This is a genomic window from Saccharothrix sp. BKS2, assembly GCF_047689505.1.
Classification (GTDB): domain Bacteria; phylum Actinomycetota; class Actinomycetes; order Mycobacteriales; family Pseudonocardiaceae; genus Actinosynnema; species Actinosynnema lopnurensis.
Map to the genome: position 1 here is coordinate 464,145 of NZ_JAUQOL010000003.1, position 26,248 is coordinate 490,392.

Sequence of the window (26,248 nt, forward strand, 5' to 3'; positions counted from 1 at the left end):
CGTGCTCCTCCCAGCGCACCCGGTCGCGGTCCACGTGAACCGAACCTTGGAGGAGCCATGCCGTGGCACTTCGTCGGCAGGACCGAGCAGGTCGAGCGCATCCGCGCGACGGTGGCCCGGGCGCACGCGGGGCCGCTGCTGATCACCGGTGAGCCGGGCGTGGGCCGCACCACCGCGCTGCGGCGGGCCCTGGCCCAGGTGGACGACCCCGACCTGGAGGTGATCCACCTCCACCCGGACGGCGGGCTCGTGCCGTTCGGCCTGGTGCTCCCGCACCTGCCCGAGGACTTCGTCACCACCGAGCCGCTCGGCGTGGCCGTGCGGAAGGCCGTCGACGCCTTCCTGGACCGCGTCGAGGGTCGCCGCGTGGTGCTGGTGGTCGACGACGCGCACCGGGCCGACCACGCGGGGATGCTCGTCGTGCGCGACCTGCACCGGCGCGGCGACGTGCTGCCGATCATCACCAGGCCGACCGGGGTCTCCCCCGCGCCCGGCCCCGACCCCCTCGACTGCCTGCGCTACGAGCGCGACTTCCAGATCCTGTGCCTGCCCCCGCTGAACACCGACGAGGTCGGCGCGGTGCTGGGCGGCGTGCTGGGCGGGCGCGTCCACCGCGCCACCGTCGAGGCGCTGCACGCCGTCACTGGCGGCAACCCGCGCGCGCTGCACGACCTGGTCGGCGAGCGCCTCGCGGACGACGTCGTGCTGGACGGCGGGGTCTGGCGGTTCAACCCGTGCCGCACGGGCGGGAGGGCCGGCTTCGCCGCCGAGGGCATCACCGCGCTCGTCGAGACCACCCACCGGGCCTGGCGCGAGCTGGCGCTCGACCGCGCCGAGGAGCTGTGCTGCCTGGCCCGGTGGAGCGGCGCCGAGGACCGGGTCGCCGAGGTGCTGGCCGGGGTGCTCCTGCTGCGCGGCCGGGCCGGCGAGGCCCTGGAGTTCCTCGACTCCCTCGGGCGCGACGAGCCGACGTGGTCGCGCGTCGCGCCCGTCCGCGCCCTCGTGCTCGCGCTCGGCCTCGGGCGCCCCGAGGAGGCCGGCGAGCTGCTCCGGCTGGCCGGCGGCACGAACCTCCAGCGGCGCAGGCACCTGCTCGCGGTGCGGGCGTGGCTGCTGGCCGTGACCGGCTCGCCCACCGAGGCGTTCGCCTCGCTCGACGCGCTGGACCGCGGCGGCAGCGACCACGAGGCGGCGCTGTTCACCAGGGCCGCACGCGCGGCGGTCGAACTCGCGGTCGGCTCACCCGCCATCGCCGTCTCGCACCTGCGCCGCGCCCTGATCGCGGTGCGGGCCCAGCGCGACGACGTGCCGTGGATGGAGCCCTACCTCACCGCCTGCCTGATCGACGCCCTCCTGCTCGCGGGCAGGCTCACCGAGGCCACCGCCGTCGCGGGCGACTTCCACGGCGGCAAGCGCGACAACGCCTGGAACGTCGCCGTCACCCTCACCGAGCTGGTCGGGCACCGGATGCCGATCGCCGGCGGGGCCGTCGAACTCGCGTCCTAGACACAGCACCCACCGGTGTCCGACCTCCCCCCGGGTCGGGCACCGGATTTCCGCATACCTAGAGAACGGGAGAGTTCCATGGGATTAACGCCCACAGCCCGTCACGGTGACCAACCGATCGCCATCATCGGCCTGTCCTGCCGGCTGCCCGGCGCCCCGGACGCCGATCGCTTCTGGGACCTGCTCGTCAACGGGGAGGACCGCGTGGCCGCGCCCGACGCGGCCCGGACGCACACCAGGCATCGCATCGGCGGTTACCTCGACGACGTGTCCGGGTTCGACGCCGCCTTCTTCGACATCTCGCCGCGCGAGGCCGGCCGGATGGACCCGCAGCACCGGATGCTCACCGAGGCCACGTGGACCGCGCTGGACGACGCCGGCCTGCCCGCGGCCGCCCTCGCCGGGTCCGGCACCGGCGTCTACAGCGCGTGCCTGGGCTCCACCTACTGGGACCTGCTGCGCGCGCACGACGCCAACGACATGCACGGCCTGATCGGCTCGGGCCTGCACGGGACGGCCGCGGGCCGGATCTCCCGGCTGCTCGACCTGCGCGGCCCGAGCATGGCGCTCGACGCCACCTGCTCGACCTCGCTGCTGGCCGTGCACCTGGCCTGCCAGGGCCTGCGCTCCGGCGAGACGGACCTGGCGATCGTCGCCGGGGCGAACACCCTGCTCGACGGCGGCTACTGGGACTCGCTCACGCGCGGACGCGTGCTGGCGCCGGACGGGCGGAGCAAGTTCGGCAGCCCGGCGGCGAACGGCTACGGCCGCGGGGAGGGCGCCGCGGCCGTGGTGCTGAAGCCGCTGGCCGACGCGCTGGCCGACGGCGACCGCGTCCGCGCGGTGGTGCTCGGCAGCGCGGCGGGCAACAACGGCCGCACCAGCATCGCCCTCACCACCCCCTCCGAGGAGGGCCAGGAGGACACGATCCGCCGGGCGCACCGCAACGCCGGCGTCCACCCGGCCGACGTGGACTACGTCGAGGCGCACGGCACCGGGACCGTCCAGGGCGACCAGGTCGAGCTGGCCGTGCTGGACCGGGTCCTCGGCGAGGGCAGACCCGCGGGCAGGCGGTGCCTGGTCGGGTCGGTGAAGACCAACATCGGGCACACCGAGGCGGTCGCGGGGCTCGTCGGTCTGGTCAAGACCGTGCTGGCGGTGGAGCGCCGCACGGTCCCGGCCACCCTGCACGGCCCGGCGGGCGGCGGGGACCGCGCCGCGGTCGAGCTGCCGTCGACAGCGACACCGTGGCCCGAGCGGCACGGCCCCGCGCTCGCGGGTGTCAGCTCGTTCGGGCTTTCCGGGACCAACGTGCACGTCGTCGTCGGCGAGGCACCGCCGGTGCGGGAACCCGATGCGGCGCACCGGCCGTCCGCCTACCTGCTGCCGGTGTCGGCCCGCTGCCCCTCGGCGTTGCGGCAGCTCGCCGGGGCCTACGCGCAGCGGCTCGCCGAGGGCGACCCCACCACCGGCGACCCCACCGCAGGGGATCTCGACGGGGACGACCTCGCCGACGTCTGCTTCAGCGCGGGCACCAGGCGGACCCACCACGAGCACCGGCTCGCCGTCGTGGCGCCGGACCGGCAGGGCCTCGTGCGCCGGCTGCGCGCCTACGCGGACGGCGTCCTCAAGCCGATGTCCAGGACCGGTTCCCACACCGCGCCGAGGATCGTCTTCGTGTTCCCCGGCCAGGGCTCGCAGTGGGTCGGCATGGGCCGGGAGCTGCTGGCCGAGAACGAGGTCTTCGCCGCGCGGCTGCGGGAGTGCGACGCGGCGGTGCGCGCCGAGACCGGCTGGTCGGTGGTCGACCGACTGCACGAGGACGCGCCGCTGACCTCGGTGCGCGAGGTGCAGCCGGTGCTGTGGGCGGTGCAGGTGGCGCTGGCCGCGGTGTGGCGGGACTGGGGCGTCGAGCCGGACCTGGTGGTGGGGCACAGCATGGGCGAGGTCGCCGCCGCGACGGTCTCCGGCGCGCTGTCGGTGGCCGACGGGGCCGCGGTGATCTGCCGGCGCAGCGCGTTGATCGCCGAGCACTGCGGGCCGGGCGCGATGGTCGCCGTGCAGGTGGGTGAGCGCGAGGCGGCCCGGGTGCTGGAGCCCTTCGCGGACCGGCTCTGCGTCGGCGTGGTCAACAGCGAGCACGCCACCGTGCTCTCCGGCGACCGGGACGCGCTGGCCGAGGTGACCGAGTCGCTGCGCTCGCTGGGGGTGCGCTGCCGCCGCGTCGACGTGGAGTTCGCCTCGCACGCGCCGCAGGTGGAGCCGGTGCGGCCGTGGCTGCTGGCGGGCCTGGCCGGGCTGCGCCCGACCTCCGGGTCCGTGCCGCTGCACTCCACCGTGCTGGACCGGGTGGTGGACGGGACGCGGCTGGACGCGGACTACTGGATGGCCAACCTCCGCGAACCGGTCCGGTTCGGCTCGGCCGTCGCCTCGGTCGCGGTGTCGGGACCGGTCGTCTTCGTGGAGATCAGCCCGCACCCGGTGCTCGTGCCCGCGCTGGAGGACTGCGTCGACCGGGCCGGTGGCTGGGGCGCCGCGATCGCCTCGACGCACCGCGACCGCCCGCAGTTCGCGTCGATGCTGGAGGGCCTGGGGGTCGTGCACGTCGAGGGCGGGGCGGTGGACTGGGCCAGGGTCCAGACCGGGGGCCGCTACGTCCCCGTGCCCGCGTACCCGTTCCAGCACCGCTCGTTCTGGTTCACCCGGCCGCGCCGCAGGGTCCTGGAGGACCGCCGGGCGGCGGCGTCCCCGGGGCTGCGGACGGTCGCCGACTTCGAGCGCTACGTCCGGGACCAGGTGGCGGGGCTGCTCCACACCGAGGACGTCGACCTCGACCGCACCGCCACGTCACTGGGGCTCGACTCGCTGCTCGCGATGCAGCTGCGGTCGATCGTGGAGGACCACCTGGCCATCGTCGTCCCGCCGAGGCTGCTGCTGGGGGCCGGGTCGCTGCGCCACCTGGCGGGCGAGCTGCACGCGCGGACCGGGCTGGCGGTCGTGGGCTGAACGGCACCACCGCGACGCGGCTCACCTCCCGGGGAAGGTGGGCCGCTCCCCCACGCGCCACCCGGCCGGGTTGCCGGAGCCGCCCCTCGCACGAGGGCCGGGGCGCGGAAGACCCACGACGGCGGACGAGGCGACAACGGCGTGGTCACCCACGTACCGTCGTCGCCTCGACACGCCCGGCGGGACCGTCACCGCGAGGGGGCCGGCACCTCCCGGCGCAGCGCCATCATGGTGATGTCGTCGAACTGCTCCGCGGTCCCGATGTGGTCGTGCAGCCCCGAGTCCACCCGGTCCAGCAGGCCCGAGGCCGAGGGCGCCGACCCGCACGCGATGCGGACCAGCTGCTCCATCCCGAACTGCGCCCCGGCGGTGTCCCGGGCCTCCACCACCCCGTCGGTGTAGACCAGCAGCGAGTCGCCCGGGTCCAGGTTGACGTGGTGCAGCAGGTAGCCGCTGTCCGCCAGCATCCCGACCGCGGGCCCGGTGGGCTGGAGCAGGACGTGCCCGCCGCCCGCGCGGGCCAGGACCGGCGGGTTGTGCCCGCCGTTGATGTAGAGCAGCGCACCGGACACGGGGTCGAGCACGCCGAAGAACAGCGTGGCGAAGTAGCCCTGCCGCAGGTGGTTGCGGGCCAGGTAGCGGTTCGTGCCGACGACCGCCTGCACCAGCGGGCCCGCGCCCACGGACAGCAGCGGCGTCAGCGCCGCCGCGGCCGCGGCCGCGCCGACGTCCGGTTCGAGGTCGTGCGCGTCCCAGCCCCCGGTGTGCTCGGCGGTGTGCCGCAGCAGCGTCCGGATGAGTGCCATGAACAGCGCGGCGCCCACGCCCTTGTCGCACACGTCGGCCACGACGAAGCCCACCCGGCGGCCGTTGACCAGCTCGAAGGCGTCGTAGAAGTCGCCGCCGACCTGGCGGGCCGGCTTGGTGCGCGCCGAGAGGTCCCAGCCGCGCGGCGCGGGCAGCGCGTCGGGCAGGAAGCCGGCCTGGATCTCGCGGGCCAGGTCGAGGTCCTGCTCGTACTCGCGCAGGCTCGCCGCCGCGGCCATCTCCTCGACCGCCCGCGCCAGGCGCCGGCGCTCCCGGCACGACGACATCCGGCTGCGCAGCAGCGCGGGCTGGTACGGCGCCACCACGTAGTCGAACCCGCCGAGCACGCACGACTCCAGCGCGGCCAGGTCGCCCTGCGGGAAGACCAGCACCGTGGGCGACGAGCACGCGTCGGCCAGGCGCTGGCTGATCAGGGCGACCCGCTGGAGGCCCAGGGACGCCGAGACCAGCGCGACCTCGGCCCCCAACGCCTGGGCTGGGTGGGTCATCACCTCGCCGGCGGTCCGGTGCCGCGGTTCGAACTCGCCGGTCGCGAACAGGCCGTCCAGCTCGGGCGTCGGCAGCTCGTGGTCAGAGATCACCAGCACGGTCGTCCCGGTCATCCGTTCCTCCCTTCGTCGGCCGCCGCACCACGAGCGTGTTCAGGTTGCGGCCGCCGACGTAGTCGTAGGCGAAGTGGTCCAGCCCCCGCAGCGCGAGGAACAACCCGAGACCGCCTTCCGGCCCCTCCTCGGGAGGAGTGGCCAGACGCGGTCCCGGGTCGTGCGCGCGGGGGTCGAACGGCGGGGCGGTGTCCTCGATGCGCAGCCAGACGCCGTCCTCCTCCACCCCTCCCTCGATGGTCACGGCTCCCCCGGCCCCCCGGTAGCCGTGCTGCGCGATGTTCGTGGTGATCTCGTCCGCGGCCAACCGCAGCCGGTACACCTGCCGCGGGTGCAGGCCGGCCTGCCGGGCGAGCGAGCGGACGAACTCGGCCAGCTCGTCACCGGCGTGCCGGCCGTCCCGCAGTTCGAGCCGCCGCGCGACCATCACGTCTCCACGGGGTCCTGCATGACCACGCTGCGGTCGAAGCCGGTCATCCGGATCGTCTCGGCCACCTCCGGCCGGGTGCCGATCAGGACGATGTCCACGCCGCGCCCCAGCTTCTGGTGCGCGAACACCAGGCACCGCAGGCCCGCGGACGACAGGTAGGCCAGCTCCTCCAGGAGCAGCACCAGGCGCCGGACGGGACCCGCGGTCACCTCGGTGATCAGGTCGTTGAGGATGGGGGCCGACCGGGAGTCCAGGTCCCCGGTCAGCCGAACGGTGACCACGCCGTCGTCGGTGTGCGCCTTGGCTTGGAAGTTCATCGGTCCTCACCTCTGCTGGTCGACGCGCTGCCCCCGGCGACCAGCACCAGGACGCTGCGCGGGGCGATCCGGTAGGACGACTGATCGGTCAGTCGCGGCTCGCTGCCCGGTTCGCGGGAGTCGTGCGGGTACGGCGCCGAGGTGTCGGCGAACAGGTGCCACGCCAGGTGGGCGGGCAGCTCCGGCAGCTCCAGGTCGCAGGGCTCCCAGTGCGCGTTGGCCGCGACGTAGACGCAGTCGTCCACGCCCTCGTCGCGGGTGTAGTGCATGACGGCGATCAGCCTGTTGTAGCCGGACCACTCCGGGGTCCAGGCGTGCGCGCCGTGCCAGCTGACGTCGGGGAACAGCCCGTCGCCCATGTGACCGGTCGGGTGCCTGCGCCGCCGCAGCGCCGGGTGGGCGGCGCGGAAGGCGATCGCGTGGCGGGTGAACGCGAGCATGTCGCGGTTGCGCTCCACCAGGCGCCAGTCGAACCACGACACCTCGTCGTCGTGGCAGTACGCGTTGTTGTTGCCCAGCTGGGTCCGGCCGACCTCGTCACCGGCGACGATCATCGGCACGCCGAGGCTGGTCAGCAGCAGCAGCATGGCGTTGCGCTGCTGGCGGGCGCGCAGCGCCAGCACCTCCGGGTCGTCGGTCGGGCCCTCCGCCCCGCAGTTCCACGAGTGGTTGGCGTTGTCGCCGTCCCGGTTGCCCTCGCCGTTGCGGTCGTTGTGCTTCTCGTTGTACGACACCAGGTCGTGCAGGGTGAAGCCGTCGTGGGCGGTGACGAAGTTGACCGACGCCACCGGCCCGCGCCGCTGGTAGAGGTCCGGCGAGCCGACCACGCGGGTCGCCAGGTCCCCGGTGACGCCCAGGTCGCCGCGCAGGAACCGGCGCACCGTGTCGCGGTAGCGCCCGTTCCACTCGGAGAACCGGCAGTAGTCCGGGAAGCTGCCCACCTGGTAGAGCCCGCCCGCGTCCCACGCCTCCGCGATGAGCTTGCAGTCCCGCAGCACCGGGTCGCTCGCGAGCGACTCGACCAGCGGCGGGTCGCTCAGGGACCGCCCGTCCTGGGCCCGCCCGAGGATCGAGGCCAGGTCGAACCGGAACCCGTCGACGTGGAACTCCGAGGCCCAGTAGCGCAGGCAGTCGAGCACGAAGCCCCGCACCACCGGGTGGTTGCAGTTCACCGTGTTGCCGGTGCCGCTGAAGTTGTAGTAGTGGCCGTCCGGCGTGAGCATGTAGTAGACGCGGTTGTCCAGGCCGCGGAAGGACATCGTCGGCCCCAGCTCGTTGCCCTCCGCGGTGTGGTTGAACACCACGTCGAGCACGACCTCGATGCCGGCCCGGTGCAGCTGCTTGACGAGGTTCTTGAGCTCGTCGACCTGCATCCCGTGCCGGCCGGTGGCCGCGTACGAGGCTTTCGGCGCGAAGAACCCGACGGTGCTGTAGCCCCAGTAGTTGTGCAGCCGCGCGCCGGTCGTCGGGTCGACCCGGGAGTTGTCCATCTCGTCGAACTCGAACACCGGCATCAGCTCGACGCAGGTCACGCCCAGCTCCACCAGGTAGGGGATCTTCTGCACCAGGCCGGCGAACGTGCCCGGCTGGTCCACCCCGGAGGAGTCGTGCCGGGTGAACCCGCGCACGTGCGCCTCGTAGACGACCGTGTCCTGCTCGGGCCGGTTCAGCGGCCGGTCGCCCTCCCAGTCGAAGTCGTCCGGCGCGATCCCGCAGCGGCGGAGGTACCGGTCCTCGTGGTCCACCGGGACGCCCCAGGTGTCCTGCCCCTCCAGCACCCTGGCGTACGGGTCGAGCAGGACGCGGGACGGGTCGAACCGGTGCCCCTCCTCCGGCCGGAAGGGCCCGTCGGCGCGGTAGCCGTACTGGGTCGTCTCCGGGTCCAGGCCGTACACCGTCATCGCGTACACGCCGCCGATCCGGAAGCACTCGGGTATGGGCAGCTCGGCGACGGGCTCCCGCTCGCCGCGCCGGAACAGCACCAGCGTCATCGCGGTGGCGTTGTTGGAGTAGACGGAGAAGTTGATCCCGCCCGGCACCGGGGTGGCGCCGAAGGGCAGGAGCCGGCCTGCGCGCACCGGGTGCTCCGCGATCCGGTGCGTCGGGTAGGCGTCGATCCGCTCGGGCAGCACGGTGCTCATCCGGCCAGCGCCTCCAGTCCCTCGTCCACGGAGCCGGTGATGGTGAAGAAGGCGAGGAACCCCGTCGCCGACATCACCGCGTGCACGTCCTGCGGCACGCAGGAGAGCACCACCTCCACGTTCTCCTCCTTCGCCTTGCGGTGGACCAGCAGGAGCACGCGCAGTCCCGCGCTCGACATGTACGACATGCCGTTCAGGTCGAGCAGCACCGTGCCGTCGGACGGCAGCAGGTCGGCCAGGCTCTGCTGGACCTCGGGCGCCGTGCGGCTGTCCAGTTCGCCGTTCAACGCGATGACGGTGACCGCCCCGCGCATGTACTTGTCCACCCGCATGTCAGCTCCCCTGTCGACGATCCGCGCGCGGTCAGTCCTCCACGGGCGACAGGTGGGCGCGCACCACCACGTCGCCGGTTGCGTCAGGCAGGTTCACGGTCATCGCGACCGGGTCGAAGTCCTCGTAGGGCCGGTCGTCCACCTCGACCCAGTCGAGCCGCACCCGGCCGGGGGGCAGGGCGTCCGGCGCCACCCGCAGCACCCGGTCGGAGAACCCGTCGGGCCGCGGGCGGAACCACAGGGTGAGCGGCTCGGAGTGCAGCAGCAGGCGGCCGTAGACCGTGGCCAGGAAGCACAGCTCGGAGGCGTGGTACATGCTCATCGAGTGGCTGCCCTTGAGCCGCTCGTTGCCGAGCAGGTAGGGGGTGCCGTCCGCGAGCACGTTGAAGTACACGCCGCCCTCGTCGTGGTCGAGGAAGAAGGCGTTGTAGAACGAGGCCGCCTCCCGGGCGTGCCGGGTGAAGTCGGCGTCGCCGGTGTTGCCGGCCAGGACGAGGTAGGCCAGGATCGCCTGCTCCTGCTGCCACCACGCCTTGCGGTCGTGCCACACGAACCGGTGCGAGTCCGAGCCCTCGCGCAGGGTGCGCTCGACCACGTCGTACCAGCCGCCGCGCCACTGGTCGCTGCCCACGTCCGGCATGGTCCGGCCCAGCTTCTCGGCCAGCTCCACGTAGGACGCCTTGGGGCGGATCGCGTTCATCCGCATCAGGTTCCAGGCGATCTTCAGGTTGTGCCCGACGACCGCCGCGTCCTGCTGCCAGCGCCACGTCCGGTCCGGTGACCAGTCGGCGTGGAACCGCTCCTGCACGAACGGGCTGCCCTCCTCCGGGAAGTGCTCGACGATCAGGTCGAACGTCTCCTCCAGCATGTCGGCGTGCCGCTTGTCGCCGGTGGCGAGGAACAGGTTGAACAGGTACGCGGGCGCGTGGTCGCCGACCGAGTTCCAGTTCTTCCGCGACCTGTTCACGCCCAGCGACTCGTGGTCCGGGTTGAGCAGGATCGGGTCGATGTGGGAGAAGTAGCCGCCCCGCTCGGGGTCGTGGAAGAACTTCCGGAACAGCCGCAGCGTGCCCTCGATGTCGTCGGAGATCCGCGGGTCGCCGGTGACGCGGTAGGTCTGCGTCGGGCCGACGAGCGCGTAGATCTGCTCGTACATCGGGATGGCGTCGTAGTCGTCGCCGAACTCCGAGGTGAACAGCTTCGACTCGGAGCCGCCGCGGATGTCGATGCCGTGGTACCAGTAGACGACGTCCTCGTCCCGGTCGACGAACCGCACGTGGTCGCGCAGGTACTCGGTGCCGCGCTCGGCGACGCCGAGGAAGTCCTCGTCGCCGGTGAGCATGTACGCCGACGCCATGCCGTAGACCAGGCGGGAGATCGTGTCGGTCTCCTGCACGTGGTGGTCGGCCTTGTCGCCGCCCAGGCGCAGCACCGTGCGGTAGTCCGCGTAGTCAACCGGCGTCTTGCTGCCGAACTGGGCGCGGCGGTAGAACCGGGCCAGCTCGCGCAGCTGCTGGGACCACCAGCCGGGCTGCTCGAAGTGGTAGTCGCCCACCCCGCGGCCCAGGAACAGCAGCCGCTTGGCCACGAACACCCGGTCGCCCCCGGGGTAGGAGATGCCGTAGGCGTACAGGTAGCGCCCCGGCTCCACCAGGTCGTTGACGTGCGCGGACGCGTCCAGGTACGGGTCGCCCAGGTTGCGCAGGAACTCGGCGGAGGTCGTCTCGGTCAACGTCACCCGCAGCTCGCGCCCGTCGCTGGTGCGCAGGTCGATCAGCGACCGCTCCCGGTCGTGCGCCGTCACGTAGCCGGCGACCAGGTCGGAGAAGGTGAACTGGCTGTCACGCATACCGCGCTCCTACGGGTGCGAATTGCTCGGCGGCCCACCACCGGCGCGGGCCGCCGCGCGCGTGGCGCGCGGCGACCATGTCGATGATGGTGCGGGCGAACAGGTGGCAGTGGCTCGCGCTGCGACCGGTGATCAGGTCGCCGTCGACCACCACGTGCTGGTCGGTGTAGCGGGCACCCATGTTGCGGATGTCGCCGACCAGGTTGTTGTGGCAGGTCACCCGGCGGCCGCGGACCACCTCGGGGATCGGGGACACCAGCCACATGCCGTGGCAGATGATCCCCTTGAGCACGGAGGGCTCGTCGAACGCCCGGCGGAGCAGGTCCACCGCCGGGGGCACCTCGGTGACGTCCTCGCTGTAGCGCAAGCGGTCGGACACCATGCCGGAGGGCACGATCAGCGCGTCGAAGGAGCGCAGCCGGTCGTCGTCCACCGCCTCCAGGTCCCCGTCCACGGTGAACGGGAGCCCGAACTCGTGGCCGGTGAAGGTGATGGAGGACTGCCCCCACAGCCGGGTGAGGAACACGGTGGTGGCGCCCTCTTCGGCGAACCTGCGCTCGTAGTAGTGCAGCTCGGGCTCGACGTAGTCGCTCTCCATCAGGATCGCGATGGTCCGGCCGGCGAGCCGTCCGCCGTCCCGGATGACGATGTCGGTCATGGGTTCTCCTCGACTCACCCGGTGAGCAGGTCGACCAGGAAGGGACCGTTGTGGTTGAGCATTCGGCGCACGGCGTCCTCCACCTGCGACGCCTTCTCCACCCGGACGGCGTCCACGCCGAGGCTCTTGGCCAGCTCGACGAAGCCGATCTCCGGCCGGGAGAGGTCGAACGAGCTCGGGAAGTCGTGGTGCTCGATGCCCCGCTCGCCCCAGTACTGCTCGATGTTCAGGTCCAGCAGGCCGTAGCGGTGGTTGTTGCAGATGACGAACCTGGCCGCCAGGTCGTGGCGGGCCGCCGTCCACAGCGCCTGGATCGTGTACATGCTGCCGCCGTCGCCGGTGAACCCGACCACCTCGGCCTCGGGGCGGGCCATCTTGGCGCCGATCGCGCCGGGGATGCCGATGCCGAGCGAACCGCCCCGGGTGAGGAAGTAGTTCCCGGGCACCCGCGGTGGCAGGTGCTTGAGCAACGACGGGGACGCGGTCAGCGCCTCGTCGAACACGACCAGGTCCGCCGGCGCCTGCCGGGCCAGCTCCGCCGCGAACAGCTCCATGAGCGGCGCGTCGCGCTGGGGCTCGGTCGGCTCCCAGCGGACCTCGGTCCGTCCCGGCGTCCGGCCGGCGGCGGTCAGCCGCTCGGACAGCGCCGCGAGGGTGGGCTTCGGGTCGGCCACCAGGGCCACGTCGACCGGGAAGTTCTTCGCGATCTCGTAGTCGTCCAGGTCGACGTGGACGATGCGCGCGTCCGCCCGGAAGGGGCTGTCCAGCAGCGGGAACACCTCGGGGAACACGTAGGTGCCGACGATCAGCACCGCGTCGGCGTCGGCCACCGCGCGGGCGCTGTTCGCGCCGAACATGTGGCCGATCTGCCCCCGGTAGAGCGGGTGCGCGGCGTCCATGTTCAGCTCGGAGTTGTCCACGCCCCACACCGGGGCGTCGAGCTGCTCGGCCACCGCGGTCAGCTCGGCCTGCGCGCCCGACACCGAGACCCCGTCGCCCATCAGCACGACGGGGCGCTCGGCGCCGAGCAGCGCCTCGACCGCGCGGTCCAGCTCCGCGGGCACCGGCACGACCGCCCGGCTCGGGATCGTGCTGGGCACGGCCGGCTCGGTGGTGTCGGCGTCCAGCACGTCCATGGGCAGCGCGACGAACACCGGGCCGCGCGGCTCGGTCATGGCGATCTTCACCGCCCGCCGCAGCACCCGCAGCAGCGAGCCGGGGTGGGTGACCCTGGTCGCGTGCTTGGTGACCGGGCGCGCCATGGCGACCAGGTCGGACGCCATCTGCGAGTCCATCGCGTCGTACCGGACGCCCGCCTCGCCCGCGATGACCACGAGCGGGGAGTGGCCGCGCTTGGCCTGGTACAGCATCCCGATGCCGTTGCCGAGGCCGACGCCGGTGTGCAGCTGGACCAGCGCCGGCCCGGCGGTGGCCCGCGCGTAGCCGTCCGCCATGGCGATGGCGACCGTCTCCTGGAGCGCGAGCACGTACTCGAAGCCGGGCAACCGGTCCACCACGTCGAGAAAACCCTGCTCCACCGTGCCCGGATTGCCGAACATCTTGGTGATCCCATCGGCCGCGAACTGTTCGAAGATCGCGACCTTTCCCGGCCTCGCGGTCATCGGAATTCCCCTCACGTCCTGTCCGGAATTGTCACCAGCCGTACTTGCGCAGACCGCTTTCGAGGACCTCGACCATTTTCTGGCCGGCCAGGAACGAGTCGGGCGTGGACCGCGCGGTGATGAAGGGGTAGTCGACCAGCACGGACGTCTCGCGCCCCACGTTGCCGTGGTAGCGGCCCTCCGGGCCGGTGGCGTCCTGGAGGATGTACTCCAGCGGGTACGGCGGCGGGCCCATGTTGAAGTCGGTGGTGACGAACCCGGTGCCGTCCTTGTAGTCGTACTCCTTGCAGTGCCCGGTGACGTGCTTGCCGAGGATGATGCTCTCGCGGTCCTCCCAGTCGCGGGCGAACGCGAGGCAGGCCACGCCGTAGCACTCGGCCACGATCGGCTTGTCCGCCCGGACGAACGCGAGGATCAGCTCGTGCAGCCGCCCGTTGTTGGCCAGGTCGACGATGGGCCCGCTGCCGCCGACGATGACGAGCGCGTCGTACTGCTCGACGTCCTTGTCGAGGGTGCCCAGCTCCCGGTAGTACGCCTCGATCTTGCGGAGGTGGTCCGGCTCGCTGAAGTAGGGCCGGTCCGGGATCCACTCGGCCAGGGACAGCGGGTTGTCCAGCCGGGAGGACCGGTCCAGCTCGGTCGCCGCGACCGCGACCTCCGGCGTGGTGACCGACCGGCCCAGCGGCGGGTCGATGTAGCCGGGGTCGAGGCTCGGCGGCAGGGCCTGCGGCCGCTTGCCCGTGGGGGTCGCGAACACGGTCCGGTAGCCCCGCTCGTCGCACGCCACGACGGGCCCGAGCAGTTCCTCGCCCCAGTACCCGTGTTCCGAGAGAATGATCAGGATATTCTTGGACATGGTTTCTCCTGCGCCGGTGACCTGAACGGAGAAATAGCAGGTGGCCACATTTCCGCGTTGCCGGACCGAGTCAAGCAACGCGGGCTGGACCGAACAAGGCAACGGGCCCCCCGGGCATTGACTTGAGGAAGTCGACGGGTCCGACCGTTCACTTCGTCAAGTGGTCGGCGCGGAAAAAGCGGCGGACCGGGGGAAACCTCGGGCACTCCGTTAGCTCGGCGTAACGGGGAACGCGGCGCGGGGGGCACACTCGGAACTTGACCTCGTCCGTCGCGGGGGACCGCACGCGTCGACAGTTCGGAGAAGCAATGCCTGAACAACCTCGTCCGACACTGCTCGCCGTGGACGACGACCCGCACGTGCTGCGGGCCGTCCGCCGCGACCTCACCCGGGCCTACCAGGACCGGTACCGCGTGCTGGCCTCCCAGTCCCCCGTCGAGGGCCTGCGCGTGCTGGACGTCCTGCGCGAGCGCCGCGAGGAGCCCGCGCTGCTGCTGGTCGACCAGCGGATGCCGGAGATGTCGGGCATCGAGTTCCTCGACCGGTCGCTGTCGCGGTTCCCGTCGGCGCGGCGCGTGCTGCTCACCGCCTACGCCGACACCGGCGTGGCGATCGACGCGATCAACCGCGTGCGCCTCGACCACTACCTGGTCAAGCCGTGGGAACCGCCGGAGGAGCGCCTCTACCCGGTGCTGGACGACCTGCTCGACGGGTGGCAGCGGTCCTACGAGCCGCCCTACGGGGGCATCAGGGTCATCGGGCACCGCTTCGCGCCGGCCACGCACCAGGTCCGCGACTTCCTCACCCGGCTGCACCAGCCGTTCCGCTTCCTCGACGTGGAGCGCGACGCGGGCCCGGAGCTCGACGGCCTGGACCTGGGCAGGCTGCCCGCCGTGGTGCTGCCGGACGGCACCCGGCTGGACCGGCCCTCGCACGCCGACCTGGTGGAGCTGCTCGGCCTGGGCGTGGAGTCCCGGCGCCCGCACTACGACGTGGTCATCGTCGGCGGCGGGCCGGCGGGGCTGGCCGCCGCCGTCTACAGCGCCTCGGAGGGCCTGTCGACGCTCCTGCTGGAGGCGTACGTGCCCGGCGGCCAGGCGGGCACGTCCAGCCGGATCGAGAACTACCTGGGTTTTCCCTCGGGGGTGACCGGGTCCGAGCTGACCCGGCGCGCGGTGGCGCAGGCGCGGCGGTTCGGCGCCGAGGTCATGTCGCCGGTCAGCGCGGTGTCCCTGCGGGCCGCGGGGCGCGGTCGCGTGATCACCCTGTCCGACGGCAGCGAGATCAGCGGCGGCACCGTGCTGCTGGCCACCGGCCTGGCCTACCACCGCCTGGACGCGACGGGCGCGGAGCGCTTCGAGGGCGCCGGCATCTACTACGGGGCGACGTCCTCGGAGACCACCTCGTGCGCCGACCAGCACGTGTGGATCGTCGGCGGGGCGAACTCGGCCGGGCAGGCGGCGCTGCACTTCGCCCAGCACGCGGCGTCGGTGCGGATGGTCGTGCGGGCCGAGGACCTGAGCGCGGGCATGTCCCACTACCTGGTGCGGGAGATCGAGCAGGCGCCGAACATCCACGTGCACACCGGCACCCGGCTCGTCGCGGCAGACGGGGCGGACCGGCTGGAGCAGATCACGCTGGAGGACCTGCGCACCGGTCGGCGCACCACCGAGCCCGCCGAGTACGTGTTCACCTACATCGGGGCCCGCCCGCGCACCGACTGGCTGGCCCAGTCCGTGCTGCGCGACGACAAGGGCTTCGTGCTCACCGGTCCGGACCTGTGCCGGGACCAGGGCGCGGCGGTGCGCTGGGAACAGCCGCGCGAGCCGCTGCTGCTGGAGACCAGCATGCCGGGCGTGTTCGCGGCGGGAGACGTGCGGTCGCACTCGGTCAAGCGCATCGCCGCCGGCGTGGGCGAGGGCGCCATGGCCGTGGCGCTGATCCACCACTACCGGGCGGTGTGCTGAGCGGACCGCCCCGCCTGTCGGTCACACCCGGCAGGCCGTCGCCGCCGGCAGGTCACGCCCCGCCGGCTGTCGCACTTTGCCGGCCGGTCACGCCCGACCGCTGACCAGCCGGCCGCCGCGGTACACCGCCGCCACCGCCGCGGAGTCCGTGATCCGCCGGGTCGGGTCGCCGTCCACGACGACCAGGTCCGCCCGCAGCCCCGGCGCGACCCGACCCCGGTCGACCAGGCCGAAGCACCGCGCCGGGACCGACGTCGCGGCCGCCAGGGCTTCGACGGGCGTCAACCCCGCCGACACCAGCAGCTCCAGCTCCCGGTGCAGGCTGGCCCCGTACGCGGTGCCCGGGACGCCGGCGTCGGTCCCCGCCAGGACCGCGACCCCCGCGTCGCGCAGCGGCCGCACCGCCCCGGAGGCGTGCTCGGGCCGGTAGCACGGGGCCGGCGGCGGCTCCATGCAGTCCTCCAGGTTCGCCAGGGCGTCCGCGTCCAGCCGGGCGGCCACGCGCGGGTCGACCTCGTGGCGCACCTGGCAGAACGACTCCACCGCGGTCAGCGTCGGCACGACGAACACCGGGGCCAGCGCGGCGACGAACGCCGGGCACGGCGGGCGGTCGAAGGGCAGGTGCGCCAGGCCGTCCGCGCCCGTCCGCACGGCCATCAGCGCGGCCTCCTGGTCGGTGGCGTGCACGACCACCCGCAGGCCCCGGTCGTGGGCGGCGGACACCAGGGCGGCCACCACCTCCGGCGACACGGTCGGCAGGTCGGGCTCCCCCGGCGCGGACGAGGCGAACACCTTCAGGTAGTCCGACCCCTCGGCGACCCGCGCGGCCACGAACGCGTCGGCCGAGCCCGCGCCCGACACCGTGGGGAAGGCCGAGAACCGCGGGTACTGGCCGGGGTGCCCGCCGGGCGCGGTGGCGCCGATCCCGGCCGACCGGAGGTCCGCCGCGTCCGGGCCGGCCGCGCGCTCGACCCGCAGCACGCGGGGCTCGGCGAACATGTCGAGCTGCGTGGTCACCCCGAAGCGGACCGCCTGGCGGGACGCGCCGGGCACGACGTGCACGTGGGCGTCGACCAGTCCGGGCAGCAGGGTGCGGCCGGCGCCGCGGACGACGGGTCCGCCCCGCAGCCCGGCGCCGACCGCGACCACGCGCCCGGACGACACCAGCACGTCCGCCCGGTGGAGCACCCGCTCCCCGGTGAACAGCCGGAAGTCCTGGAACAGCACGGCTTCCTCCTGACGCGCGGGCGCCCGCACGCCACTCGGCGTGCGGGCTCCCGTGGCGCTCTAGCGGGGGCGCGGACCGATCACCCAGTGCTCCTCGACCACCATGCGGTGGACGTAGCGGGTCTCCACGAAGGACTCCAGGTCCTCCTGCGCCCGCTGGAACTCCGGCGACGCCAGGGCCGCGTTCATCGCGTCCAGGTCGTCGAACCACAGCTGGTGGGCGGCGTCGAGCACGGCCTCGCCGATGCCGTAGGCGCCGTCCCTGGTGTGGCCCTGGAGGTAGCGTCGCACGCCCGGGACGTCGAGCACCAGGTCCGCGTACTTGCCGAGGCTGTGCTCGCGGAACTCGTGGAGGGGCAGGCCCTCCTTGCGCTTGACCAGGACGATGAGCTTGACGCCGCCCGCGTCCTCACTGCCCTCGCGCAGCACGTGCGCGTCGGTGTCGAGCACCAGCGTCCGCCAGAACGCGGCCCACTTGGGCTCGTCCAGCCGCGCGCCCTGGAGGAACTCCTCGGTCTGGAGCGACGCGAGCTGCTCCTGCTCGTTCTCCAGCCAGATCTCCGCGACGCCGCTCCACTTCGGCTCTTCCTCGTCGGGGCCGAGGGAGACCCTGGTGTCGATCATGTACTTCCTGATCTGCGGGATCTTGCTCGCGTACTGCACCGCGTGCACGTCCAGCCAGTAGCGCTGGAACTCCTGCTCGGTCATGCCCGGCTTGGGGTAGGCGAAGATCAGTTGGTGGATCATGGCATTCTCCTCGCGAGGGCGTCAGACCTTGTACTTCTTGAGGACGTCGTCGGCGAACCCCAGGTAGTCCCGGAGCGGCCAGACCTCCTCGAACTCCAGGTACTCGCGCATGGGCAACCGGCCCAGCGCCGTGCGGTCGAGCTCCTCCGCGTCCGGCGAGTCGATGATCGCGATGACCCGCTTCTGCGCGGCCACCTTCCAGATCCCCACGCAGAAACCGGAGTCCACGGTCTCCTTCGCGTGCTCGGCCTCCTCGGCCTCGATCTCCCACAGTTCGTCCAGGGAGATCCGGCCCTCGTGCTTCCACTTCATCTGGACGTAGAACAGCACGTCATCACCTCTCGTCCTGCTGGGCAGCGGCTGCGATCCGGCGGGTCAGGTCGTGCTCGGCGCCGAAGACCTCGGTCGCCAGGTCCAACGGGGTCTTGCCGTCGTGGCCGCGCAGGTCCAGGCGGGCGCCCTGGTCCAGCAGGATCGCGGCGCACTCGTCGTACCCGTGCCACAGCGCGTCGTGCAGCGGCGTGTAGCCGTTGGTGGCGCCCTGGAAGTCCAGGTCCACGCCCGGTCGCGCGGCGATCAGCGCGGTCAGCGCGACGTGGCCGTTGTAGACGGCCTTGTGCAGCGGCACGGCGCCGAAGGTCGGCTCGGTGGCGTTGACGTCCGCGCCCGCGTCCAGCAGCAGCCGCGCGATCTCGGTGTGCCCGTCGCGGGAGGCGACCAGCAGCGCGGTGTGGCCGTCGTTGAAGCCGTTGACGATCGGGTACAGCTCGTCCACGTCGACGCCCCCGGCCAGCAGCGCGCGCACGCCCTCGACGTCGCCGGCGTTGACGGCGGCCATCAGGCGGTGGCCCTCGATCCGCGCGTCGTCGCCCGCCACGCGGGCCTTGAGGTACTGCTCGGCCAGCAGCAGGCGGTCCTTGCCGCGCGTGTTGACGTTGAGCTCGTACTCGAAGTGCTCCTTGAGCGTGAACCCGTAGTGCGTCGACAGGTTCAGGCCGGCGCCGGCGTCGAGCAGGTGCTTGGCGATGTCCGGGTACTTGAACCACAGGGCGTCCATCAGCGGCGTGTGGCCGGTGGTCGGCGCGACGGCGTCGATGAACGCGCCCGCGTCGACCAGCGCGCGCACCACGTCGAGGCTGCCGCCCTGGCACGCCTTGTGCAGCGCGGTGGCGCCCGCGCCGCTGTCCGCGGTGAACACGTCGGCGCCCGCCTCCAGCAGCAGCGCCACCATCGGCGCGTCCGCCTGGCCGGCCGCGATCATCAGCGGCGTGAGGCCGCTGGACCGGTCGCGGTGGTCCACCCGCGCCCCGGTGCCGAGCAACTCGGTCACCAGCGCGTGGTCGGAGGCCCACACCGCGGCGACGAGGCGGTCCTCGCGGTCGGCGTTGAAGGCGGCGACCTCGCCGTTGGGGTCGAAGTAGACCTTCCAGGCCACGATCTTGCCGTCGGCGACGACGAGCCGGTGGGAGTCCTCGATCTCGAACTCCTGGCGGGTCCGCGTGTGCGCGCCCTTGGTGTAGATGACGGCGAAGGCGGTGTCGCCCTCCACGCGCAGGTCCCGCATCCCGTAGTCGAGCACCTCCGTGGTCTCGCCGCGGACCTGGAAGGCGCGGGTGACCTCGGCGACGCCCCGGTGCACCCCGAGGTACGGGATGACCTCGTTCCACTGGTCGCGGGGGAGTTCGAACTCGACGTCCTCCGCCAACGCGGACAGCGCCGAGGCGAGGTCCCCGTTCTCCAGGTCGGTGAAGTACTTCTCCACCACTTGGCGTGTTTGCTGGGTGGTCATCACAGGCTCCTGTCCCGATGCTCGCCGAACAACCGGTTTCCTCGTCGGAACTGTTGCCGACGGGCGCGGTTCACGGCAGGTGTGGACGGCAACGCCCCGGGGACTCCGTTGAGTCGGGGCGCGGACCTCACAGAATGCGCGAGGGCACGTCGCGGAAGTGGTCGGCCACCGCGTTCAACGCCTCGGTGAACACGGGCTCGCGGTCGTAGAAGTCGTATTGGGTGCCCGACAGCCACCGCACCTCCGACGGCCCGGACAGGCCCGCGCGGAATTTCCGGACCCCCTCCGGGATGGCCGCGTCGTCGCTGTGCACCACCAGCACGGGCACGGGAATCCGGCTCGCCCACGAGATGGGGTCGAACCGCAGCCAGCCCGGCCACGCCATGACGGCGAACCGGTTGGGCCACTCCGGGACCGCGCCGCGGTCGGCGTCGACGTAGTAGTCGCACCGGCCGTGCATGGCGGCGGCCTCGCCGGTCTCGCTCACCACCGGCACGTAGGCGGTCCGGCCGGTGCGCCCGTGCTCGCGGGCCGCCTCCTCGCCCGCGCGGATCCTGGCGCGCACGCCGTCCGCGCCGTACACCGCCTCGACCAGCCCCTCGTCGTGCAGCCACGGCGCGACCAGCGCCAGCGACCGGACCCGCTCGTCCTCGGCCGCGGCGACCGCGGTGTACCCGGCGCCCGCGCACACGCCGAGCAGGCCGACCGCGTCGCTCCCGGTGCTCGCGACCAGCGCGCCGACCGCCTCGCGCAGGTCCTCGACCTTGCGCTCGGGCGATTCGAGGTCCCGGGGCTCGCCGCCGGACTCGCCGAAGCCGCGGAAGTCGAAGGCCAGCGCCGCGAGGCCGCGCGCGGCGAGCCCCCGGGCGTACCCGCCCGCCATCTGCTCCTTCACCGTCGTCCAGGACCCGGCCACCACCACCGCCGCGCCGGGGTCCGCGCCGACGGGCCGGTGCAGGTCCCCGACCAGGAGATCACCGCCGCTGCGAAAAACGACCCGCTCGACCTGAGTGGAGTAGCGCATGGCCGTCACCTTCTCTTGGTTGACTGGGATCAGGTTCGTCCCGGTCAACGGAAACGGTCCAGCGTGAATTGGTGGTGGTAGCGGCAGTACCACGAAGGCGCGTGGCGGGTTGAATTACTTCGTGTGATGCGCATTGCCAATTCGAGATGATCACATCATGGTCTGAACTCCCCACTCCTTCCCCTGCGAGGAACCCATGCCCGAACCGCTTCCCCACCAGGTCGACGTGCTCGTCGTGGGCGCCGGCCCCACCGGTCTCACGCTCGGCTGCGCGCTCCGCTCACTGGGGGTCGACCACCTCGTCCTCGACCAGGCCGACGAACCGGCCAGGCACTCCCGGGCGGCCGTCGTGCACGCCCGGACGCTGGAGACCCTGGCGCTGGTCGGCGCGGCCGACGAGCTGGTCGCCCGCGGCCTGCCCGCCCCGGCCGCCACCGTGCGCAACCGCGACGGCGTCCTGCTGTCCGCCGCGTTCCACGAGCTCGGCACCCCCTACCCGTTCGCGCTGTGCGTGCCGCAGGAGACCACCGAGCAGGTGCTCGGAGCGCGGCTGCGGCAGCTCGGCGGCTCGGTGCGCCGGGGCCACGCGCTGATCGACGTGCACGAGGGGCAGGAGGGCGTCACCGCGGTGGTGGCCGATCCCGGCGGCACGGCGCGGGTGGTGCGGGCGCGCTACCTGGTCGGCTGCGACGGCCTGCGCAGCGCGGTGCGCGAGCGGTCCGGCATCGCGTTCACCGGGCGCACCGACCCGCACGTGTTCGCGCTCGCCGAGGTGGCGATGGACTGGTCCGGGCCGGTGGACGCCTTCACCTACTACCTGTCCCCCGGCGGCACCCTGCTCGTGTCGCCGCTGCCGGACGGGCGGTTCCGCGTGGCCGCGCCCGTGCCGCCGGACGCGCCCGCGCCGGACCTGGCCGCCGTGCGGCGGCTGCTCGACGACCGGGGCCCGGGTGGCGCGCGGGTGCGGTCGCTCGACGTCAGCAGCACCTGGCGGGTGCGGTACCGGGTGGCGGAGACCTTCGGCCGCGGCCCGGTGTTCCTGGCCGGCGACGCCGCGCACGTGCACAGCCCGGCGGGCGGGCAGGGCATGAACTCGGGCATCCAGGACGCGGTGAACCTGGCCTGGAAGCTGGCCGCCGTGCTGGACGGCACGGCCGGGTCCGGGCTGCTGCGGACCTACGACGCGGAGCGCCGCCCGGTCGCCGAGGCGGCGGCGGCGTTCAGCGAGCAGCTGACCCGCGCGGTCACCACGGGGATGCACGAGCTGCGTGACGACCTGGTGCGCTCGTTCGGGTCGACGCCCCGCCTGACCCGGTGGCTGGCGACGAGGTTGGCGCAGCTCGACGTCCGCTACGGCGCGGTGGGCCACCGCGTCGCGCCGGGTCCCGCGACGACCCCGCGCCTGGGCTGGTCGCTGCTGGTCCCGACCGCGGCCGGGGTGGCGGCGGCCCGGTCCGCGGTGGTGGGCAGGCCGATCACCGTCGAGCCGGCCGAGGACCGGTCGGACGCGGTGCTGGTCCGGCCGGACGGCTACGCGGCGGCCACCGCGCCCACCGCGGAGGTCCACCGGCTGCCCGACGAGCTGACCGCCTGGCTGCACGGCCCCGGCTGAGCCGGACCGCCCGGTCACGCGGCGTCGGGGCGGCGCAGCGCCCGCAGCGGGACGTGCACCCGGTCCGGCCGGTTGCGGGTCTCGTAGACCACCTCGTACACCGCCTTGTCCAGCTCGTAGGCCGTGAGCAGGGCCCGGTGCCGGTCGAGGTCGATCCCGGACTCGTCGGCGTACCCGCGCAGGAACTCCGCCGCCCACGCGGGGGCGAGCGGCGAGCCGGTGTAGTCGAAGGAGCGCAGGACCCCGGCCACGTCGCGCAGCGGCGAGTGCACGGCGCGGCGCCGCGCGACCGGCGCGGACGGCTCGCCCTCGAAGTCGATGAGCAGCCACCGGCCGTCGGCGCGCAGCACCTGGCCCAGGTGCAGGTCGCCGTGCACCCGCTGCGCCGGCACCGGTGGCAGCCCGGCGACCGCGGTGAACACCTCGCGCGCCCACGCGCCCCGGCCGTGCAGCAGGGGCGCGGCGGCGTCCAGGCGGGTCAGCAGCTCCCGGCTCAGCTCTCCCGCGTCCAGGGTGGCGGCGCCGAAGGCGACCACGAGCTGGCGGTGCACCGCGGCGACCGCCTCCCCCAGCTCGCGGGCCGCGAACGGCGCCGCGGACCTGGTGGCCAGGTCCCACCCCTCCTCGGCGTGGGCGAGGAACGGGTGGAGCACGCCGAGCGTCGTGCGGGTGCCGTCGAGTTCGCCCTCGATCGCGCCGAGCACCGGCACGACGTGCTCGCTGCCCAGCAGGCCCAGGGCGCGGTGCACCTCCAGGTCCGGGTTGAGGCCCGGGGCCAGGCGGCGGAACAGCTTGAGGACGTACCGCTCCCCCAGCACCACGGAGGTGTTGGACTGCTCCACCCCGAGCGCCCGGCTGGAGCGCACCCGCCCGGCCACCAGGCCGCTGCGCGGCTCGGACCGGAACGACGCCCCGCTCACCCGGAGGTTGCGCGCCATCGCGTCGAACAATGCGCACGGGAGGTCGGGGTCGCCGGCCCCGTCGGTGATCCCGACCTCGCCCACCCGGGCGATCACCTCGACGTCCGGCGCGTCCCGGCGCAGGGCCAGCGGCAGGTGGTAGTGCTCGACGCCGTCGGCGAACCGCACCGCGACGACGGCGAGCACGCCGTTCCCCTCGACCTGGGCCAGCGACACCACCTCGACGTCCCGGGCGGTCCGGCCGCCACCGGCGAACCAGCGGCGGTCCGGCAGCCAGTCGACCAGCGCGGTACCCAGCGCCTCGGCGAACGCGGCGGGGTTCATCGTCGTCATCGTCCCTCTTCCTCCGACCCGGGCTCGAACTGCGGTTCCAGCTCCAGCCAGTAGAAGCCGTAGCCGGCCAGGGTGAGCGAGTACGGCTGGTCCCCGATGCGCGGGAACCGGGCGCCGCCGGTCATCTCCACCGGTGTCCGGCCGCGGTAGGCGCACAGGTCCAGCTCCACCGGCTGCGCGAAGCGCGAGAGGTTGTTCACGCACAGCACGACGGTGGTCTCGCGGCCGTCCTCCCCGGTCAGCCCGCGCACGTAGGTCAGCACGCTCGGGTTGGAGGCGCCCAGCTCCCGGAACGTCCCCAGGGCGAACACCGGGTTCAGCGCGCGCACCCGGAGCATCCGCCGGGTCCAGTTGAGCAGCGAGGACTGGTTGTCGACCTGCGCCTCGACGTTCACGCCCTGGTAGCCGTAGACCGCGTCGGCGATGGTCGGCAGGTACAGCCGGCCCGGGTCGGCGTGGGAGAAGCCGGCGTTGCGGTCCGGCGTCCACTGCATCGGCGTGCGCACCGCGTCGCGGTCGCCCAGCCAGATGTTGTCGCCCATGCCGATCTCGTCGCCGTAGTACAGCACCGGCGAGCCGGGCAGCGACAGCAGCAGCGCGGTGAACAGCTCCTGCTGGTCGCGGTCGTTCTCCAGCAGCGGCGCGAGCCGGCGCCGGATGCCGATGTTCGCCTTCATGCGAGGGTCTTTCGCATATTCGGCGTACATGTAGTCGCGCTCTTCGTTCGTGACCATCTCGAGGGTGAGCTCGTCGTGGTTGCGCAGGAAGATGCCCCACTGGCAGCGGTCGGGGATCTGCGGCGTCCGCGCCAGGATCTCCGAGATCGGGAACCGCGACTCGCGCCGCACGGCCATGAAGATGCGCGGCATCAGCGGGAAGTGGAACGCCATGTGGCACTCGTCCCCGCCCACGGTCGGATCGCCGAAGTAGTCGATGACGTCGTCGGGCCACATGTTGGCCTCGGCGAGCATCACCCGGCCCGGGTACTCGTCGTCCATCACCTTGCGGCAGCGCTTGAGGAAGTCGTGCGTGCGCGGCAGGTTCTCGCAGTTGGAGCCCTCCTGCTCGAACAGGTACGGCACCGCGTCCAGCCGGAACCCGTCGATGCCCAGGTCCAGCCAGAACCGCAGGACGTCGAGCATCGCCTCCTGCACGGCCGGGTTCTCGTAGTTCAGGTCCGGCTGGTGGGAGAAGAACCGGTGCCAGTAGAACTGGCCGCGCACCGGGTCGTAGGTCCAGTTCGAGGTCTCCGTGTCGACGAAGATGATGCGCGCGTCGGCGTACTTCCGGTCGTCGTCGTGCCAGACGTAGAAGTCGCCGTAGGGGCCGTCCGGGTCGGTGCGCGACTGCTCGAACCACGGGTGCGCGTCGCTGGTGTGGTTGAGCACCAGGTCGATGATCACCCGGATGCCCCGCCGGTGCGCCTCGTCCAGCAGGTGCACGAAGTCCTCGACCGTGCCGAACTCCGGCAGCACCGTGCGGAAGTCCGAGATGTCGTAGCCGCCGTCGCGCAGCGGCGAGGCGAAGAACGGCGGCAACCAGACGCACCCGACGCCCAGCCACCGGAGGTAGTCCAACTTGGACGCCAGGCCGCGCAGGTCGCCGGTGCCGTCGCCGTCGGAATCGCTGAACGCGCGGACCAGCACCTCGTAGAACACGACCTTCTTGAACCAGTCGGGATCGTGTGCGATGCCGGTCACGGAACGACCTCCGCAACCCCGCCCAGGTCTCGTCGCCTCACCCTGATCGCCTCCTCGCCCCTCGACGACCTCTCCCCCTCACCCTGAACACGCCGCCGGTGTTTGACGAGGAGGCCGGGCTGACTGCTCGGACTCGACGCAGTCCCTGACTGGCACTCGCGGTACCACCACAAGCTCACGCTCCCTAGAACGGCGCGGGTGGGCCACGGTGGGGACGTCGTCGACGCTCTTCCGGTCGCCGACGTCCCCACCCCACGGAGGCAGCGATGACCACGACGGAGAACGACCTGCTCCCCGTCATCCACGCGAAGGCCGGTCAGGGCCCGGCGGTGTGGTTCGGCGACGCCATCTACAGCTTCAAGGCCACCAAGGCGACCACGAACGGCGCCCTCACGTTCGCGGAGGCGTCCGTGCCGCCCGGCGGCGGTCCGCCCCCGCACGTCCACCCGCACGCCGACGAGGCGTTCTTCATCCTCTCGGGCGAGCTGGAGTTCCTCAACGGCCAGGAGACCTTCCTGGCGGGCGAGGGCGACTTCGTGTACATCCCGCGCGGCACGAGGCACCGCTTCCGCAACGTCGGCCTGCACGTGTCGCGGCTGCTCTTCCTCTTCACGCCGAGCACCGGCATGGAGAACTTCTTCAGCGCCATCGGCACGCCCGCGCGGCCGGGCATCGCGCCCGTGCCGCTGACGCCCGAGCAGCAGCGGCAGATCGTGGAGCTGGCCCCGGAGCACGACCTCCGCCTGGCGCTGTGACCACCACGACCGCAGGAACGAACGGGA

The 26,248-nt window shown here is 72.8% G+C and carries 21 protein-coding genes; 5 read left to right on the forward strand and 16 right to left on the reverse strand.

Annotated features, from left to right (window positions below):
• Positions 1–57 precede the first annotated feature (57 nt).
• Positions 58–1,506: an AAA family ATPase gene (locus tag Q5530_RS07615; protein WP_415361537.1), complete on the forward strand. Its 1,449-nt coding sequence runs from the start codon at positions 58–60 to the stop codon at positions 1,504–1,506.
• Between the two features lie 78 nt (positions 1,507–1,584).
• The gene (locus Q5530_RS07620; RefSeq protein ID WP_415361538.1) at positions 1,585–4,512 is read left to right on the forward strand and encodes a type I polyketide synthase; all 2,928 of its coding nucleotides are present in this window, start codon (positions 1,585–1,587) and stop codon (positions 4,510–4,512) included.
• A gap of 188 nt (positions 4,513–4,700) precedes the next feature.
• Here Q5530_RS07620 and Q5530_RS07625 read toward each other — a convergent pair whose 3' ends face one another.
• The 9 genes from Q5530_RS07625 to Q5530_RS07665 are packed head-to-tail and all read right to left on the reverse strand — an operon-like array spanning position 4,701 to position 14,147.
• On the reverse strand, positions 4,701–5,942 hold the full coding sequence (locus Q5530_RS07625; protein WP_380640861.1) for a PP2C family protein-serine/threonine phosphatase: 1,242 nt from the start codon (positions 5,940–5,942) through the stop codon (positions 4,701–4,703).
• Entirely contained in the window at positions 5,911–6,369 is a 459-nt protein-coding gene (locus tag Q5530_RS07630; protein WP_380640863.1) for an ATP-binding protein, read from the reverse strand. The genes Q5530_RS07625 and Q5530_RS07630 overlap by 32 nt, the downstream gene beginning before the upstream one ends.
• Positions 6,369–6,689: an anti-sigma factor antagonist gene (locus Q5530_RS07635; protein ID WP_380640865.1), complete on the reverse strand. Its 321-nt coding sequence runs from the start codon at positions 6,687–6,689 to the stop codon at positions 6,369–6,371. Before Q5530_RS07635 ends, Q5530_RS07630 begins: the two co-directional genes overlap by 1 nt.
• Positions 6,686–8,830 (reverse strand): glycogen debranching protein GlgX, encoded by a 2,145-nt coding sequence (gene glgX / locus Q5530_RS07640; protein ID WP_415361539.1) that lies wholly within the window; start codon positions 8,828–8,830, stop codon positions 6,686–6,688. The genes Q5530_RS07635 and glgX overlap by 4 nt, the downstream gene beginning before the upstream one ends.
• Positions 8,827–9,162 carry an STAS domain-containing protein gene (locus tag Q5530_RS07645; protein ID WP_380640869.1) on the reverse strand — a complete coding sequence of 112 codons (336 nt, stop codon included), beginning with the start codon at positions 9,160–9,162 and terminating at the stop codon, positions 8,827–8,829. Before Q5530_RS07645 ends, glgX begins: the two co-directional genes overlap by 4 nt.
• A 31-nt stretch (positions 9,163–9,193) precedes the next feature.
• Positions 9,194–11,011 carry an AGE family epimerase/isomerase gene (locus Q5530_RS07650; protein WP_415361541.1) on the reverse strand — a complete coding sequence of 606 codons (1,818 nt, stop codon included), beginning with the start codon at positions 11,009–11,011 and terminating at the stop codon, positions 9,194–9,196.
• The gene (locus Q5530_RS07655) at positions 11,004–11,669 is read right to left on the reverse strand and encodes a DJ-1/PfpI family protein (protein WP_380640873.1); all 666 of its coding nucleotides are present in this window, start codon (positions 11,667–11,669) and stop codon (positions 11,004–11,006) included. The genes Q5530_RS07650 and Q5530_RS07655 overlap by 8 nt, the downstream gene beginning before the upstream one ends.
• Before the next feature lie 14 nt (positions 11,670–11,683).
• The gene (locus Q5530_RS07660) at positions 11,684–13,291 is read right to left on the reverse strand and encodes a thiamine pyrophosphate-binding protein (RefSeq protein ID WP_415361542.1); all 1,608 of its coding nucleotides are present in this window, start codon (positions 13,289–13,291) and stop codon (positions 11,684–11,686) included.
• A gap of 31 nt (positions 13,292–13,322) precedes the next feature.
• Positions 13,323–14,147, reverse strand: a complete 825-nt coding sequence (locus Q5530_RS07665) for a type 1 glutamine amidotransferase domain-containing protein (RefSeq protein WP_380640877.1) — start codon at positions 14,145–14,147, stop codon at positions 13,323–13,325.
• A 308-nt stretch (positions 14,148–14,455) separates the two neighbouring features.
• Here Q5530_RS07665 and Q5530_RS07670 point away from each other — a divergent pair, with 308 nt between their 5' ends.
• Entirely contained in the window at positions 14,456–16,114 is a 1,659-nt protein-coding gene (locus Q5530_RS07670) for an FAD-dependent oxidoreductase (protein WP_415361543.1), read from the forward strand.
• Positions 16,115–16,201: 87 nt separating this feature from the next.
• On the opposite strand, the gene Q5530_RS07675 is transcribed toward Q5530_RS07670, so the two are convergent.
• From Q5530_RS07675 to Q5530_RS07695, 5 genes are all read right to left on the reverse strand, one after another.
• The gene (locus tag Q5530_RS07675) at positions 16,202–17,341 is read right to left on the reverse strand and encodes an amidohydrolase family protein (protein WP_415361544.1); all 1,140 of its coding nucleotides are present in this window, start codon (positions 17,339–17,341) and stop codon (positions 16,202–16,204) included.
• Between the two features lie 60 nt (positions 17,342–17,401).
• The gene (locus Q5530_RS07680; protein WP_415361545.1) at positions 17,402–18,088 is read right to left on the reverse strand and encodes an EthD family reductase; all 687 of its coding nucleotides are present in this window, start codon (positions 18,086–18,088) and stop codon (positions 17,402–17,404) included.
• A 21-nt stretch (positions 18,089–18,109) separates the two neighbouring features.
• Complete coding sequence (locus Q5530_RS07685; RefSeq protein ID WP_380640885.1) at positions 18,110–18,418, reverse strand: muconolactone Delta-isomerase family protein; 309 nt, start codon at positions 18,416–18,418, stop codon at positions 18,110–18,112.
• 4 nt (positions 18,419–18,422) lie between these two features.
• Positions 18,423–19,877, reverse strand: a complete 1,455-nt coding sequence (locus Q5530_RS07690) for an ankyrin repeat domain-containing protein (protein WP_380640886.1) — start codon at positions 19,875–19,877, stop codon at positions 18,423–18,425.
• 127 nt (positions 19,878–20,004) lie between these two features.
• On the reverse strand, positions 20,005–20,901 hold the full coding sequence (locus Q5530_RS07695) for an alpha/beta hydrolase (protein ID WP_415361546.1): 897 nt from the start codon (positions 20,899–20,901) through the stop codon (positions 20,005–20,007).
• Between the two features lie 196 nt (positions 20,902–21,097).
• Between Q5530_RS07695 and Q5530_RS07700 the strand changes: the two genes are divergently transcribed.
• Positions 21,098–22,513 carry an FAD-dependent monooxygenase gene (locus Q5530_RS07700; protein WP_415361547.1) on the forward strand — a complete coding sequence of 472 codons (1,416 nt, stop codon included), beginning with the start codon at positions 21,098–21,100 and terminating at the stop codon, positions 22,511–22,513.
• A gap of 14 nt (positions 22,514–22,527) precedes the next feature.
• Here Q5530_RS07700 and Q5530_RS07705 read toward each other — a convergent pair whose 3' ends face one another.
• Positions 22,528–23,766: a maltokinase N-terminal cap-like domain-containing protein gene (locus tag Q5530_RS07705; protein WP_415361548.1), complete on the reverse strand. Its 1,239-nt coding sequence runs from the start codon at positions 23,764–23,766 to the stop codon at positions 22,528–22,530.
• Positions 23,763–25,466 (reverse strand): maltose alpha-D-glucosyltransferase, encoded by a 1,704-nt coding sequence (gene treS, locus Q5530_RS07710; RefSeq protein ID WP_415361549.1) that lies wholly within the window; start codon positions 25,464–25,466, stop codon positions 23,763–23,765. The genes Q5530_RS07705 and treS overlap by 4 nt, the downstream gene beginning before the upstream one ends.
• Positions 25,467–25,732: 266 nt before the next feature.
• Between treS and Q5530_RS07715 the strand changes: the two genes are divergently transcribed.
• Positions 25,733–26,221, forward strand: coding sequence for a cupin domain-containing protein (locus Q5530_RS07715; protein ID WP_415361550.1), 489 nt, complete (start codon positions 25,733–25,735; stop codon positions 26,219–26,221).
• Positions 26,222–26,248: the final 27 nt, after the last annotated feature.

What these genes read in the sequence shown, in the direction of transcription:
- Q5530_RS07695 (WP_415361546.1), bottom strand. Translation starts at nt 20,901, where the DNA reads ATGCGCTACTCCACTCAGGTCGAGCGGGTCGTTTTTCGCAGCGGCGGT.
- Q5530_RS07625 (WP_380640861.1), bottom strand. Translation starts at nt 5,942, where the DNA reads ATGACCGGGACGACCGTGCTGGTGATCTCTGACCACGAGCTGCCGACG.
- Q5530_RS07690 (WP_380640886.1), bottom strand. Translation starts at nt 19,877, where the DNA reads ATGACCACCCAGCAAACACGCCAAGTGGTGGAGAAGTACTTCACCGAC.
- Q5530_RS07645 (WP_380640869.1), bottom strand. Translation starts at nt 9,162, where the DNA reads ATGCGGGTGGACAAGTACATGCGCGGGGCGGTCACCGTCATCGCGTTG.
- Q5530_RS07700 (WP_415361547.1), top strand. Translation starts at nt 21,098, where the DNA reads ATGCCCGAACCGCTTCCCCACCAGGTCGACGTGCTCGTCGTGGGCGCC.
- Q5530_RS07615 (WP_415361537.1), top strand. Translation starts at nt 58, where the DNA reads ATGCCGTGGCACTTCGTCGGCAGGACCGAGCAGGTCGAGCGCATCCGC.
- glgX (WP_415361539.1), bottom strand. Translation starts at nt 8,830, where the DNA reads ATGAGCACCGTGCTGCCCGAGCGGATCGACGCCTACCCGACGCACCGG.
- Q5530_RS07620 (WP_415361538.1), top strand. Translation starts at nt 1,585, where the DNA reads ATGGGATTAACGCCCACAGCCCGTCACGGTGACCAACCGATCGCCATC.
- Q5530_RS07715 (WP_415361550.1), top strand. Translation starts at nt 25,733, where the DNA reads ATGACCACGACGGAGAACGACCTGCTCCCCGTCATCCACGCGAAGGCC.
- Q5530_RS07705 (WP_415361548.1), bottom strand. Translation starts at nt 23,766, where the DNA reads ATGACGACGATGAACCCCGCCGCGTTCGCCGAGGCGCTGGGTACCGCG.
- Q5530_RS07665 (WP_380640877.1), bottom strand. Translation starts at nt 14,147, where the DNA reads ATGTCCAAGAATATCCTGATCATTCTCTCGGAACACGGGTACTGGGGC.
- Q5530_RS07630 (WP_380640863.1), bottom strand. Translation starts at nt 6,369, where the DNA reads ATGGTCGCGCGGCGGCTCGAACTGCGGGACGGCCGGCACGCCGGTGAC.
- Q5530_RS07655 (WP_380640873.1), bottom strand. Translation starts at nt 11,669, where the DNA reads ATGACCGACATCGTCATCCGGGACGGCGGACGGCTCGCCGGCCGGACC.
- Q5530_RS07650 (WP_415361541.1), bottom strand. Translation starts at nt 11,011, where the DNA reads ATGCGTGACAGCCAGTTCACCTTCTCCGACCTGGTCGCCGGCTACGTG.
- Q5530_RS07660 (WP_415361542.1), bottom strand. Translation starts at nt 13,291, where the DNA reads ATGACCGCGAGGCCGGGAAAGGTCGCGATCTTCGAACAGTTCGCGGCC.
- Q5530_RS07680 (WP_415361545.1), bottom strand. Translation starts at nt 18,088, where the DNA reads ATGATCCACCAACTGATCTTCGCCTACCCCAAGCCGGGCATGACCGAG.
- Q5530_RS07670 (WP_415361543.1), top strand. Translation starts at nt 14,456, where the DNA reads ATGCCTGAACAACCTCGTCCGACACTGCTCGCCGTGGACGACGACCCG.
- Q5530_RS07635 (WP_380640865.1), bottom strand. Translation starts at nt 6,689, where the DNA reads ATGAACTTCCAAGCCAAGGCGCACACCGACGACGGCGTGGTCACCGTT.